The organism is Accumulibacter sp., from assembly GCF_036625275.1.
GTDB lineage: Bacteria > Pseudomonadota > Gammaproteobacteria > Burkholderiales > Rhodocyclaceae > Accumulibacter.
Genome location: NZ_JAZKUD010000003.1, coordinates 94,158 through 108,058 on the forward strand (window position 1 = coordinate 94,158; position 13,901 = coordinate 108,058).

General features: G+C 61.7%; 10 protein-coding genes. 8 read left to right on the forward strand and 2 right to left on the reverse strand.

Annotation, left to right across the window (positions count from 1 at the left end; translation table 11 throughout):
- Window positions 1-2: 2 nt before the first annotated feature.
- The 8 genes from V5B39_RS02830 (at window position 3) to V5B39_RS02865 (ending at window position 10,806) form a co-directional block, all read left to right on the forward strand.
- Entirely contained in the window at window positions 3-1,445 is a 1,443-nt protein-coding gene (locus tag V5B39_RS02830; RefSeq protein WP_332341294.1) for a glutamate synthase subunit beta, read from the forward strand.
- 391 nt (window positions 1,446-1,836) lie between these two features.
- Window positions 1,837-3,189, forward strand: coding sequence for a bifunctional UDP-N-acetylglucosamine diphosphorylase/glucosamine-1-phosphate N-acetyltransferase GlmU (gene glmU, locus V5B39_RS02835; RefSeq protein ID WP_332341295.1), 1,353 nt, complete (start codon window positions 1,837-1,839; stop codon window positions 3,187-3,189).
- 7 nt (window positions 3,190-3,196) lie between these two features.
- The gene (glmS, locus tag V5B39_RS02840; protein WP_332341296.1) at window positions 3,197-5,026 is read left to right on the forward strand and encodes a glutamine--fructose-6-phosphate transaminase (isomerizing); all 1,830 of its coding nucleotides are present in this window, start codon (window positions 3,197-3,199) and stop codon (window positions 5,024-5,026) included.
- Window positions 5,027-5,052: 26 nt separating this feature from the next.
- Complete coding sequence (locus V5B39_RS02845; protein ID WP_332341297.1) at window positions 5,053-5,595, forward strand: cyclic nucleotide-binding domain-containing protein; 543 nt, start codon at window positions 5,053-5,055, stop codon at window positions 5,593-5,595.
- 190 nt (window positions 5,596-5,785) lie between these two features.
- The gene (locus V5B39_RS02850) at window positions 5,786-7,000 is read left to right on the forward strand and encodes an ABC transporter ATP-binding protein (protein WP_332341298.1); all 1,215 of its coding nucleotides are present in this window, start codon (window positions 5,786-5,788) and stop codon (window positions 6,998-7,000) included.
- Window positions 7,001-7,020: 20 nt separating this feature from the next.
- Window positions 7,021-7,989, forward strand: a complete 969-nt coding sequence (locus tag V5B39_RS02855; protein WP_332341299.1) for a GNAT family N-acetyltransferase — start codon at window positions 7,021-7,023, stop codon at window positions 7,987-7,989.
- A gap of 4 nt (window positions 7,990-7,993) precedes the next feature.
- Window positions 7,994-9,727, forward strand: a complete 1,734-nt coding sequence (locus V5B39_RS02860) for a PIG-L family deacetylase (RefSeq protein WP_332341300.1) — start codon at window positions 7,994-7,996, stop codon at window positions 9,725-9,727.
- Complete coding sequence (locus V5B39_RS02865; protein WP_332341301.1) at window positions 9,712-10,806, forward strand: acyltransferase family protein; 1,095 nt, start codon at window positions 9,712-9,714, stop codon at window positions 10,804-10,806. Before V5B39_RS02860 ends, V5B39_RS02865 begins: the two co-directional genes overlap by 16 nt.
- Here V5B39_RS02865 and V5B39_RS02870 read toward each other — a convergent pair.
- Both V5B39_RS02870 and V5B39_RS02875 read right to left on the reverse strand, forming a co-directional pair.
- The gene (locus tag V5B39_RS02870; RefSeq protein WP_332341302.1) at window positions 10,775-11,881 is read right to left on the reverse strand and encodes a glycosyltransferase family 2 protein; all 1,107 of its coding nucleotides are present in this window, start codon (window positions 11,879-11,881) and stop codon (window positions 10,775-10,777) included. The two genes, V5B39_RS02865 and V5B39_RS02870, sit on opposite strands and share 32 nt — an antisense overlap.
- Window positions 11,859-13,811: a methyltransferase domain-containing protein gene (locus tag V5B39_RS02875; RefSeq protein WP_332341304.1), complete on the reverse strand. Its 1,953-nt coding sequence runs from the start codon at window positions 13,809-13,811 to the stop codon at window positions 11,859-11,861. The genes V5B39_RS02870 and V5B39_RS02875 overlap by 23 nt, the downstream gene beginning before the upstream one ends.
- Window positions 13,812-13,901 lie beyond the last annotated feature (90 nt).

The following is a 13,901-nucleotide window of genomic DNA, read 5'->3' on the forward strand; positions in this document are numbered from 1 at the left end:
GCATGGGTAAGCCGACTGGATTCATCGAATATCAGCGTCTGGCGGAGGCCAGTGAGCCCGCCGCATTGCGCCTGAAGCACTACCGCGAATTTGTCAGGACCCTCACCGACGAGCAGGCGAAGCAGCAAGGGGCTCGCTGTATGGATTGCGGGATTCCGTTCTGCAACACCGGCTGCCCGGTCAATAACATCATTCCTGACTGGAATGACCTGGTTTACCGTGGCCATTGGGAACAGGCGCTGGCGGTACTGCATTCCACCAACAATTTTCCGGATTTCACCGGCCGGATCTGCCCGGCACCCTGCGAAGCGGCGTGTACGCTCAATATCAACACCGACCCGGTGGGCATCAAATCGATCGAGCATGCGATCGTCGACAAGGGTTGGGAAAAGAACTGGATCGTTCCGCAGCCGCCGAAAGTCAGGACCGGCAGGAAAGTGGCCATCGTCGGTTCCGGCCCGGCCGGCCTGGCGGCTGCCCAGCAGCTGGCGCGCGTCGGGCATGCGGTGGTCGTCTTTGAAAAGAACGACCGTGTAGGTGGCCTGATGCGCTACGGAATTCCCGACTTCAAGTTCGAGAAATCGCATATCGATCGCCGCATCGAGCAGATGCAGGCTGAGGGCGTCGAGTTTCGTGTCAACCAGGAGATTGGCGGCAGCGGTGCCAAGGCAGTGCCGGTAGCGCAGTTGTTGGCCGACTTTGACGCGCTCATCGTCGCCGGTGGCGCCGAGTTGCCGCGTGACCTCAGCGTGCCCGGCCGCGACCTCGACGGCGTGCATTTCGCGATGGAGTTCCTGCCGCAACAGAACCGGGTCAACGCCGGTGACCCAGTGCCCGCGCAAATTCTCGCCACTGGCAAGCGGGTGGTCGTGATCGGTGGTGGCGATACGGGTTCCGACTGCGTCGGCACCAGCAACCGGCATGGCGCGCTGTCGGTTACCCAGTTCGAGGTGATGCCGCAACCACCGGAGCAGGAGAACAAGAGCCTGACCTGGCCGTATTGGCCGCTCAAGCTGCGGACCTCCTCTTCGCACGAAGAAGGTTGCGCGCGCGACTTTGCTGTTTCGACCAAGGAGTTCGTTGGTGAGAATGGCAAGGTGAAAGCCCTCAAGGTGGTTCGCGTCGACTGGAGCGAAGGCCGCATGCAGGAAGTTCCCGGCAGCGAAACCGAGATTGCGGCCGACCTGGTATTGCTGGCCATGGGCTTTGTCTCGCCGGTCAGGCAAGGCCTGCTGGAGCAACTGGCGGTTGAGCTCGACGCACGCGGCAACGTCAAGGCGACGACCGATGGGCAAGGCTGTTACGCCACCAGTGTCGCGAAAGTGTTTGCCGCCGGCGACATGCGGCGCGGCCAGTCGCTCGTCGTCTGGGCAATTCGCGAAGGTCGGCAATGCGCGCGTGAAGTGGATGCTTTCCTGATGGGTCGTTCCGATCTGCCGCGGTGACACGTCTCATCATGAATTGCATTCTGTGACGAATGCAATTCGCGCCGTCGTTGCTGCTGGCCGCGGCAATGACGGTTTTTTTAATGTGCAAGTCGCGTCAGCAACTCAAGAATTTTCCCTCTCCACTCGCGTGAGAGAGGGGGAAACGGTCATGATTTTTCCAGGCACCCCGATCATGAAAGTCATGACCGTTAGGTCAAGAACGGCACCGAAGCGTGACATTATTGTGAGTTGTTCACGTCTGAAACTGAAATAATATACGGCAAGCCGATTAGCAACTGTCGTGGTGCCGATCGGCTCCGGATCTGGCTCGTCCACCGGCGTACTGTTGCCGTGCGAGGGCAGGCAGCAGGAGAAACTCCAACCATCGCGTTCTACCGGGTTCCTGTTCATGAATATCGTCATTCTCGCTGCCGGGCAGGGCAAGCGCATGCATTCCAATTTGCCCAAGGTACTGCATCCACTGGCCGGCAAGGCGCTTCTCGCGCACGTGCTGGACACCGCCCGCAGCCTCGTGCCGCAACGCCTCTGTGTTGTCTATGGGCACGGCGCTGATGCCGTGCGGACGACGATCGATGCTCCGGACCTGGTCTGGGTCCTGCAGGAGCCGCAACTCGGGACTGGTCACGCCGTCATGCAGGCCCTGCCGCATCTGGGCTCCGCCGGGACAACACTGGTACTCTACGGTGACGTGCCCCTGATTCAAACGGAAACGCTCAAGCAATTAGTGCATGCGGCGCGCGACGCCCTGGCCATTCTGACCGTCGAACTCGCCGACCCCGACGGCTACGGTCGAATCGTCCGCAACGCAGCCGGCGAGGTGGTGCGCATCGTCGAGCAGAAGGACGCCAGGGCCGCGGAGCGAGCGATTCGTGAAGTGAATACCGGCATCGTCGCACTACCGACGGTCTACCTGTCCGATTGGCTTGGCCAGCTTTCGAACGACAACGCGCAGCAGGAGTACTACCTGACCGACATCGTCGGGATGGCGGTTGCCGCAGGCGTGCCGATCCGTACGACACCAGCACAGAGCGAAGCGGAGGTACTGGGAGTCAATAGCAAGGGGCAACTTGCCCAACTCGAGCGGGTTGCCCAACGTCGAATCGCCGAACGTCTGATGGAGCAGGGCGTTCGCCTTGCTGACCCGGCACGCATCGATGTGCGTGGCGAACTGCTCTGTGGGCGCGATGTATTCATCGACGTGAACTGCGTTTTCGAGGGCCGGGTGGTTCTCGAAGAAGCTGTCGAGGTCGGACCTGCCTGTGTGCTGAAGAATGCCCGTATCGGTGCCGGTTCCCGTCTGGCCGCCTTTAGTCACATTGAAGGCGCGACTGTCGGACCGGATGGCGTGATCGGACCTTTCGCCCGTTTGCGTCCGGGGACTGAACTCGCCGCCGGTGTCCATGTCGGCAACTTTGTCGAACTCAAGAACAGCCAGTTTGCAGCGCTTTCGAAGGCCAATCACCTGGCCTATGTCGGCGATGCGGTCGTCGGCAGCCGGGTCAACATTGGTGCCGGCACGATTACCTGCAACTATGATGGCGCCAACAAGTTCAAGACCATCATCGAGGACGATGCCTTTATCGGCTCCGATACGCAGTTGGTCGCACCGGTCACGGTGGGTCGTGGCGCCACGCTGGGTGCCGGGACGACGCTGACCAAGGACGCTCCGCCAGACACGCTGACCATCTCGCGTGCCCGGCAGATTTCCATCCCCGGCTGGAAACGGCCACAGAAGAAATGATCTGACCATGTGTGGCATCGTTGCTGCGGTCGCTGACCGCAATATCGTTCCTGTTCTTCTCGAAGGCTTGCGCAAGCTCGAATATCGTGGCTACGATTCGGCAGGTCTCGCCCTGATCGACGCCCGAGGTCTACGCCGGTTGCGCTCGGTCGGCCGTGTTGCCGAACTGACCGCGCAGGTCGATGAGTCGCATGTTGCCGGCGATACCGGCATCGCACACACGCGCTGGGCCACGCATGGCGTTCCCTGTGAACGCAATGCCCACCCGCATATCTCCGCCGGTCTGGCCGTGGTGCACAACGGGATCATCGAAAACCACGAACCTCTGCGTGGACGCCTCAAGGCGCTGGGTTACCAATTCACCTCGGATACCGATACTGAAGTGGTGGCGCACCTGATTGCTCATGAACTGAAGACCACCCCGGACTTTCTGAGCGCTGTTCGTCAGGCGATCGCGCAACTGCAGGGGGCCTACGCGATTGCCGTGCTGCGGGAATCGGACCCGAGCCGAGTGGTGGTCGCGCGCGAAGGCGCACCCTTGCTGCTCGGCCTCAGCGATGACGCCTGCTACGCAGCGTCCGATGCCTCGGCACTGGTGCAGGTCACGCGCCGGATGGTCTATCTGGATAACGGGGACTGCGCCGAGTTGATGCGCGGCAGTTACCGCATCACGCGGGTCAATGGGACGCCGGTGGAGCGTCCCGAGAGCGAATCTCAACTCTCGGCAGAGGCGATCGAGTTGGGCAATTACCGGCACTACATGCAGAAGGAGATCTTCGAGCAGCCGGTCGCGCTGGCCAACACGCTCGAGATGCTCGGTGCGGCGCGCAGCATCCAGCCCGGGATCTTCGGTGCCGAAAGCGAAACGATCCTTGGCGAGGTCCGGCAGGTTTTGATCATCGCCTGCGGAACCAGCTATCACGCCGGGCTGGTTGCCCGTTACTGGCTCGAGTCGATCGCCGGCATCCCGTGTTCAGTGGAAGTGGCCAGCGAGTATCGCTATCGTGACTCGGTGCCCGACCCGCAGACTCTGGTCGTGACCATCTCTCAATCAGGCGAAACCGCCGACACGCTGGCTGCGCTGCAACATGCCAAGGCCTTGGGCATGCAGTACACGCTCTGTATCTGCAACGTCCCCGAGTCTTCGCTGGTGCGCGAGAACAGCCTGCGTTTCATTACCCGTGCGGGTCCGGAAATCGGTGTGGCCTCGACCAAGGCGTTTACCACGCAACTCGCCGCGCTCTACCTGCTGACGCTGGTGCTGGCCAAGGTTCGCCAGCGTCTTGACAGGCCGGAAGAGGCCGCCGAATTGCATGCGGTACGGCATCTGCCGATGGCGGTGGCCAAGATCCTCGAACTCGAACCACAGATTCGTGAATGGGCGGAGCGCTTCTCGATGAAGCAGCATGCCCTGTTCCTGGGGCGTGGCCGGCATTACCCGATTGCCATGGAAGGTGCGCTCAAGCTCAAGGAAATCTCCTATATTCATGCCGAGGCTTACCCGGCCGGCGAACTCAAGCATGGCCCCTTGGCGCTAGTCGATCGCGACATGCCGGTCATTGCCGTCGCGCCCAACGATGCCCTGCTGGAAAAACTCAAGTCCAATCTGCAGGAAGTACGCGCCCGTGGCGGGGAGCTCTATGTGTTTGCCGATGCGGACAGTGAAATGAAGGAATCGAACGGAATTCAAGTCTTGCAGCTGCCCGAGCACTACGGCGCCCTCTCGGCCTTGTTGCACGTGGTGCCGCTGCAACTGCTCGCTTACCATGTCGCGCTGGTGCGTGGAACCGACGTAGACAAGCCACGCAATCTGGCAAAGTCGGTCACCGTCGAGTGATCCTGCAACCCATGGCTGACCGATGCTTGTCACAACTTGAATATCTGGGCGATGCGACGCCGTTCGCCACGCAGGTGCACGCCTTGCTTCCCTATTCCCCCCTGTTTGAGGACCTGAGTCTTGCAGAGGTCGGCCTGATCAGCCCATTCATGCAGGTGTACCGGGCACAGACCGGCCAGGAGGTGCTGCGTGAGGGTGACGAGGGGGACTTCATGCTGTTCGTGATCGAGGGGCGCATCGAGGTCCTCAAACAGGCTGGCAGCAATCTGCCACGCCTGATCGCCATCGTTGCCAACGGCAAGACGCTCGGTGAGATGTCGTTGATCGACGGTCATCCGCGTTCTGCGACCTGTATTGCCGATGCAGGCACGGTGGTCGGCGTCCTGACGCGCGAGAACCTTGCGCGCATCATTCTCGAACAACCCATTCTGGGCGCCAAGATCCTGATGGCACTGGTGGTGATGCTCTCGCAGAGGTTGCGCACGACCAGCGCGCAACTGCTTGCCAGCCTCGACCAGATGGGTCGGCCGTACGACGAACTGGTTGACCAGGACGGTGGCTTCGTTTAACGGTCATGACTTTTCCAGATATTCCTGATCATGAAAGTCATGACCGTTTATCTCCCCCTTGCGAGGGGGTGGGGGAGATTCTTGGGTCGCTGAAGCGGCTTTCACATTAATCTTGTCTGAACTGGCGCAGTGATCAGCGAATGCTTGGCAGTGGCACTGCTGGAGGCACCGTTTTTCCGGGCGGCGCAACATGAGTTTGCTGTCGTCCTCTGAATTCATCATCCAGGCACAAGGTCTTGGCAAGTGCTACGCCATGTTCGAGCACCCTGCTGACCGTCTGAAGCAATTGCTGTTCGGACGTTTTCGTTCCTACCAGCGGGAATTCTGGGCCTTACGGGGGGTCGATCTCGAGATCCGAACGGGAGAGGTGGTTGGTCTGGTAGGGCGCAACGGTGCCGGGAAATCCACGTTGTTACAATTGATCTGTGGCACCCTGGAGCCGACAGAGGGTCAGTTGATGGTGCGAGGGCGGATCGCAGCGCTGTTGGAACTGGGTTCCGGTTTCAATCCCGATTTCTCGGGCAGGGAGAACGTCTACTTGAACGCTGCCATCCTCGGACTGGGCCGCGGCGAAATCGATGCACGCATGGACGACATCCTGTCCTTTGCGGACATCGGTGATTTCATAGACCAACCGGTCAGGACCTATTCCAGCGGGATGTTCGTTCGACTGGCTTTCGCGGTGGCGACCAGCGTGGACCCGGACATCCTGGTGATAGATGAGGCGCTCTCCGTGGGGGATGGCGCTTTCGCACGCAAATCCTTCGACCGCATCATGGGCATGAAGGAGGCGGGCAAGACCATTCTGTTCTGCTCCCACTCCATCTACTCGGTAGAGGTACTGTGCAACCGGGCTCTGTGGGTCGAGCACGGCCAGTTGCGCATGGCAGGCCCTGCGGCAGCAGTGACCTCGGCCTACGCAGCCAGCCTCGAAAGCGCCACCATTGGCGAAGAGCCAGGACGCATCCGGCTCCCGACGCTGACCAGTGGTGGGCGCATTATCCGGGCGACCGCCGGTGTGGGCGACGTATGCGGTTCCCGGATCAGCGCCGTATCCGGTCTCAGCGACCTCTCCGTGACCATCGAGTTTGCCATTGACCCAGGCCTCTCTCCTCCCAGCGTGGCGGTCGTTTTTGGTGATTCGGCGCACCGGGTCGTCGCCAGTGCCAGTTCACACAACGACGGGGTGACGCTGTCGATGGATGCGCAGGGACATGGTCGCTGCGTGGTGATTTTTCCGGCCTTGCCGCTGCTCAAAGGACGTTATTCAATTACTTCCTATTTGCTCTGTGAAAGGGGATTACACATCTATGATCTGGCAGATCAGAGTATCCGTCTCGAAATGACGCAGCACGGTGTTGAGCAGGGCGTCGTCACCTTGAAGCACGAATGGCTTTCGGCATGACCCGGGCAGGCGGCGATAGCATGCGCATTGGCGAATGGTCGTTCAATCGCCGGGATATCGTTCCCGAAGATCAATCCGAGGTATTGGCCCTGCATAACCGGGTGTTCGGTGCAAACGCCACTGCCGCCTGGTTCCGGTGGAAATACGGCGATGGTGGGGCGCAGGCGACCGGCCTCTGGGACGAGCGTGGCCGCTTGCTGGCACTCTGCGGAGGAACACCGCGTACCCTGCTGCATGCAGGGCAGGCAGTGGCCGCGATACAGCTTGGCGACGTCATGGTTGCGCCCGAAGTCCGCGGCCTGCTGACCCGCCGTGGACCCTTCTTCCAGGTTTCCAGGCATTTTTACGAGTCGCGTATCGGAGCCGGTCGGCCTTTCCAGGTCGGCTTCGGTTTTGCCAGCAAGCGCCATGTGCGGCTGGCCATCGCCCTGCGTCTGGCCTGGAATGAGGGGACTTTGCAGTCCATTCAGTGGTCGGATCTGGCGGGCAATTCCCCTTGGGGATGGCGCTGCGAGCCACTCGAACCGGCGTCATTCGAGCGGGCAGCGACCGAGGCCTGGCAGGCCATGCAGGAAGGGCTGACTGGTCTGAGCGCCGGTTGCCGGGATGTCCCCTACCTGCAGCACCGTTTCCTGGCGCGGCCCGGATATGCCTACCGCCTGTTCAGGATTCGCCGCAGCTGGTCGCGGCGAACATCCGGTATTCTCGTCCTGCGTCTCCAGGGCGAAACGGCCCACTGGCTGGACTGGATCGGACCTCCGGAAGAAATCGGCCTGGCTGCACGCATCGCACAAATCCAGGCGGCAGCCGCCGGCGCCCGAGTGATGACGTTATGGGCTTCCTCAGAGATCTGCGAATTCCTGAAAGTCTCCCCCTCGGAGGAATCGACGGTCGCCTGGGTGGGGATTCCTGGTGTTTCAACGCTGCTTGAAGAGGATGCCGGCCGGCGGAAATGGTGGTGGATGGGGGGAGACACCGATTTTCTGTGAAGACGTGAGGGTAACCGAAAGCGACATACTCCCTTACCAGGCGCAGCCATTGATCACTGCGGCCGGGGTGCTGGTGCTCGCACCTCACCCGGACGACGAGGTATTCGGCTGTGGAGGGGCGCTTGCCGCCCATGCCGCTGCGGGAGTTCCCGTGCACGTCATCATTCTCACCGACGGCGCGCTGTTCGGTGACCCGGACACGCGCTTGGGCGAAAGTTGCATGGCTGGCCAACTGTTGGGCTACGGTGAGCCGGAATGCTGGAATTTCCCGGATCGCGGCCTCGAGTATGGCGAGCCTCTCGTCACGCGTCTGGTTGCGGCCATCACCGCCAGTGCAGCTGATCTGGTCTATGCACCCTCGCTTCGGGAAATCCACCCGGATCATCGGCAACTGGCCATGGCCGCTGTCGAGGCCGTACGCCGGGTGGGTGGAAGGCTTCGTCTCGCCCAGTATGAAGTGGGTGTCCCCCTGCGTCCCAATCTGTTGCTCGACATCACCCCATTCCTGGATCGCAAGCGGCAGGCAATGGCGTGTTTCGTCTCTCAACTGCGACAGCAGCGCTACGATGAGCACATCCTGGGGCTGAATCGCTTCCGTACCTATACCTTGCCGGTAGAGGTGGCGTCGGCCGAGGCCTACACCCTCGTTTCAGCACCTGCCCTGCGCGAGAATGCGCTACTCGATCTGGTCGAACCGGAATACGTCTTCCAGACGCGACTGGGATTTCCCTGCTCCAGCCAGGACGTACCCCTCGTTTCGGTAGTCGTCCGTCACCTCTCCGGATCGGGCCTGCGGCTGAGCCTCGACAGCCTGGCTTTACAGACCTATCCGAACATTGAGGCGCTGATCGTGGATAGGGTCCAGGGTCTCCCGGCGCTGCCCGGCCACTGTGGTCGCCACATGCTGCGCCAGATCGCGACGAACCAGCACCGGACGGTAGCCGCTGCGGCCAATGCCGGATTCGACGAAGCTCGCGGTGCATACGGCCTGGTTCTCGACGAAGGCGAGTCGATCCCGCCGGACTACGTCGCCAGTCTGGTGTTCGCGCTACGCAAGCAATCGTCCTGCCGCGCCGCTTATGCCGGCGACCGACAACGAAAGGTCGACCACGGCCAGGCAAGCGGGAGCGTCGACTGCGACCTGATCCGCCTGCTGTGCCGTCCCGACATCCCTCTGCGGGCCGTACTGTTCGATCTTCGCTTGGTAAACAAAGAGAACGATGGCTGTCGTTTCGACGAGTCACTTGACGGCCAACACGATTGGGATTTTCTGTTGCAGTTGAGTCTTGTCACTGACTTTCTTCGGGTGGCGTGCGCCGCTCCCTGTCCGGAAGTTCCGGATAATGCGCAGGAAGCCCCGGAACCAACGTCCCTGCAAGCGATGTACGAACGCTGGCGGACGCGCTGGTCGCCGGTACAACTCGCGGCGCTACTGCAACGAGCATGCGACCCTCCGCAACTGGCGGTATTACGCCGCCATGAGGCCGAATTGCACGAGGCCATGGCAGAGCAACGCCAGAGCAGCATCGCGCGGGAGCACGAGTTGGCCGAGTGTCGGCGTGCCGTCGAGAGGCTGAGCGCTGATCTCCACGACCGGGACGCGCAGATCGCGGAAATGCGATGGCAGGTCCAGGAGCAGCAACGACAGCGGGCAGAAATGCTCGCCAGCCATAGCTGGAGGATGACTCGTCTGCTGCGCTGCCTGTCCGCCGGTTGGCAGGAATGGCGCCGGAAATAGGCAGGGACGGCGCACCGACCGGCTTGGTCAATGCGCGCGAGGACGCGATCATCGAAGGCGCTCGCGGGCTGGCGGCCCTGATGGTCCTGGCCGCCCACTACGCACACCTGTTCGCAGCACAAACATGGTTGTTTCGCTTCGCCACCACGGGCGTGGATCTGTTCTTCGTCCTCAGCGGTTTTGTCTTCGGCCCTTACCTGCTGGGCAAACCCTTGCCGGTCCTGCCTCACTTGGTGCGTCGATTCTTCCGGCTGTATCCCCTTTATGTGGCCGCCCTGATCGGATACGTCCTGCTGCATGAACCACCAGCCCAGGCCTGGAAGCACTTCCCCGAGCACCTGTTGATGCTCCACACACTCGTTTCGAAGGAGACAGCCTTCTACTACAACCCGGCGTTCTGGAGCTTGCCACCGGAGGTGGAGTTCTATCTGTTTTTGCCATTGCTGGCCACCTTGAGCAGAAATGGATGGTTTGCCGCAATGCTGGGGGGGTCGCTCTTGATCCACATGGCACTGGCTCTTTTTCCGGGCAGCGCTGACTTTACCTCCTGGCCCCAGCTCGCCAGCGTTCACCTACCTGGCCTGCTGCCGGAATTTCTGCTGGGTGGGGTGGCCTACGCCGTTGTCCGGCGCCGCCTGTCGGTCAGTGTGCAGTGGTGGCTGCTGCTTGCCGGGATCGGCCATCTCTGGCTGGTGGCCGAGGTTTTCAAGGCTTTCGTGGTCGATGTCGGGGTGGGCGGGGTGGTACCGGCGTGGATCGGCGGCAATATCGGGCTGGCCGCTGCGCTGGGCTATGCGATGGTGCTGGTGGCCCTGTCGAAGTTGCTGGCGCAAGCCTGGGGGCCGGCCACGCCTCTCCTGCTCGTGGCCGGCTCCCTGAGCTACGGCATCTATCTCTTTCACAACATGATGCCGGCCCTGTTGCGCCGGCTCTGGCCAGGTCTGGAGGGTGCCTGGTTGGCACTGGCAGCCCTGGTTTTCACCCTCGGACTGGCGATGCTGGCTCACTATGGGCTGGAACGTCCCTTGAGGAATTTCGGTCGGCAGCTCAGCCGCTCCCTGTTATCCGTTCGAAGCTGAGGTAGCGCAGTCTTCCCGGCAAGGCAGGATGCTCGACGGCCAGCATATAGTGGCCGGGTTCAAGCAACTGCCAGTCCGCCGGCGAGAACGACACGGCGCTGGCCGATAGCGGGCGGAAAGCGGCGGGCATCATCATGGGCGAGGGGCTCCAGGCGACGATGCGCGCACCATCGAGGGATGCATCGAGTTCGGCTACGCTGCTGATCGGGGTCTTCAGGCAATCGCCCCATGCTTCCCAACGAAGCGGTTGGCGGAGTCGCTCCAGCAGTTTTAGTTGACGCGTCCAGCGGTGGAATAGAGGGTAGCATTTGCCAAAATAAATCGTCCGGGTTTGCGCCATCAGCGAACCCTTCAATGGCTTGTGGCGATATTCGTGTACCGCCGTGGCGGCAGGGACCACCGACAGCCGGTAGCCGGCCTGTCGCAGACGCCAGGCAAGGTCAGCGTCCTCGTAGAACATGAAATAATCCGGGTCGAACAAGCCCCCGGCGGTCAGTACTGCTTCCCGCCGTAGCAGAAGCAATGCACCGGCTAGAAAAGGGGTTTCCACCGGCCGCGGGCTGGCCATCTGCCGCTGCATGCGTGCAAGGTAGAGACGGGAGGCCATGCGGCCAAGTCGGGGATACCGGCTGGCCAGCACCAGGGATATTTCCGCGAGAGGGGATTGGGGGAAGGCTGGGGGCAGCAGAAAACGCTGGTTGTGATCCCAGAAAGTCCTCGGAGAAACGGCAGCCAACCGGGAATCGGCCTCGAGGGCTTCGACAAGGGTTTCCAGATCGGCCGCCGAGAGTCGGGCATCCGGGTTCAGCAGCAGGCAGTAGGGTGCGTCCGATTCGCCGAAGGCGAGGTTGCATCCCCTGCCAAATCCAAGGTTGGTTGCCGGCACCAGGCGCCTGATCCAGGGTAGCTGGCTGGTGCGGCGCGCCAGCATCTCGGCTTCCGCCGGATCCTCGCTGTTGTCCACCAGCCAGAGCGTTCCGAAGCGCCACGGCATGAGCGATTGTACGGCTACCAGGGTGTCCGCCGACGCCCGGTAGTTGACGATGATGACATCAACGTGCCTTGATGAGGGCATGGAAGCTGTCAGTGGCGAGGCTCTGAAAATCAACGGTTTGCTGGAAAGCGGCGGCCTGGTCAAGAAAAGCCTGGAAATTTCCGGGTAGCGGAGAAGGACAATCCCGCCACCGGGCGACCTGAAAGCCCGCATCTTCGATCAGTTTCTCGAGGCCTCTGCGCGTGAAGAAACGCAGATGTCCGACGCACAGAATACCTACCGGCTGATAGTCGAATTCTCCCTGCAGCAGGTCCTGAACGACGGACCAGTGACCGACGTTGGGAACGGCCAGCAAGACATGTCCCCCCGGCTTGAGCAGACTGTGCGCCTTGCGAAGCGCTGCCAGGGGGTCGGCGAGATGTTCCAGGACGTCCAGGAATGCGATGCAGTCGAAGGAAGTGATGTGCGGTAGTTGCTCGAAGGGGCCGCAATGGACGGTCAGTCCTCGCGCCTTCGCCCGTTCTCCTGCCGCCGGGTTCAACTCGGCCACGGTGGCCTGTCCGCCGAAGCGTTCGACGAATGCCGCCGCGAATCCGCCTTCGCCCCCTCCCACATCCAGCAGCGAACTCGTTCTGGCAGGCAGCAAGTCGAGCATTTCCGCGCGCGTGTTCTGCTGGTAGTTGGACCAGGAATGAATGAACGTGCGCTGTGCCAGCAGGGTACGGGAACCCAGGCTTTCCGGGATGCGTTCCCAGTTGATGACTGAGTCATCGGCGACGACCTGACGCAGGGCTTCAAGGGTCATCATGTACAGCCACGGGGACTGACCGGCATAGGGTGCTGCAGCCGGAAGCCGTGCGCGTCGGGCGACATGGCGGTCGAAACCGGGGCGGCTGGCATAGTCGACAGTCACGGTTCCGGTGGTTCTCGGATCGGCAGGCAGAGCACAGGCGACCTGGCCGCCAGGGGTCAGGTCAAGCAGTTCATCGATCAGATTGTCGGCAACGAGCACGGCCGGGTCGAGAATGACCAGAACCCGATCGGCCTGGCAGAACTGCAGGAAATGAGCCGGCAAGATCGGTCGGTGGCTGGGACCTGCATGCCACCAGCGATCAGCACGAATCCGCCGCCGTAGTTCCCGCTGACCCAGAGCGAACTCCTCGGACAGGCGCAGGGTGCCGCCATCAAACAGCAAGACCTCGAACAATGGCCTACTCCTGATGAATGGCTTGCGATCCGCTTGTGAAGGAAATACTCCGGCTTCGTTCGGGCGGGGGGGAGCGGCTTGTGTCGCATCCGTTGTCACGGGAAAATGCGCCTGCACAAAACGCTCCACATCGCCAGGTTGGCGGATGTTGAAACAGGGGGTGGCCAGCGGCAGATGTTCAAGCCACTTCGTTTCGAAGACACGGGCGTCGGCGATGAGCGCCTCGGCGAATGTCCTTGCTACCGATCCGCTGGTCGGGGTGTCCGACCAGTGTTCGCAACAGGAATCGACGACAGCCGCTGCCCAGCCCCGTTGCCGGGCAGCGAGTACCAAGTCTGTGGCATAAAAATGGTACCGCAGTTCCGGATCGAGGACTAACCGACTACTCGTCCGTACCGCCACGAGGACTTCGTCCAGGCTCGATGCTTCGCACGGCAATGGTTGCGGTTCCCTGAGCAGCCTGCCCCGGTCGAGGACATGTCCGGCCCGTCGGCCCTGCAGGTCGATCCCATAGACTCCTACCACGGCCAGCCTGGGTATCACCGAATCGGCCTGGGCAAGGGCTGTCAGGAATTGACGATCCCAGCCATCTGGCAGGAAGACATCCTGATGCACCCAGACCAGCCAGTCTTCACCGGTACTGTGGTCCATCTCTTCGTTGAACGCTCTGGCAGCGGAAGGGCTGTCGAAATAAACCGCCAACCGGTAACGCCGCGACTGCAAGCACTCGGACACCAGCAAACGCCGCTGCAACTGCTCCGCATCGGATGCGCACACCACGAAGGCCAGTGACCGATCAATCATGGGCATCTTCTGCATTTCAGCCGTCTTTCCGAATCCCTTCAAATGGCCGATTGTACTGCCTCCACCAGAGCGATGGCGAGGGCGGCGTGC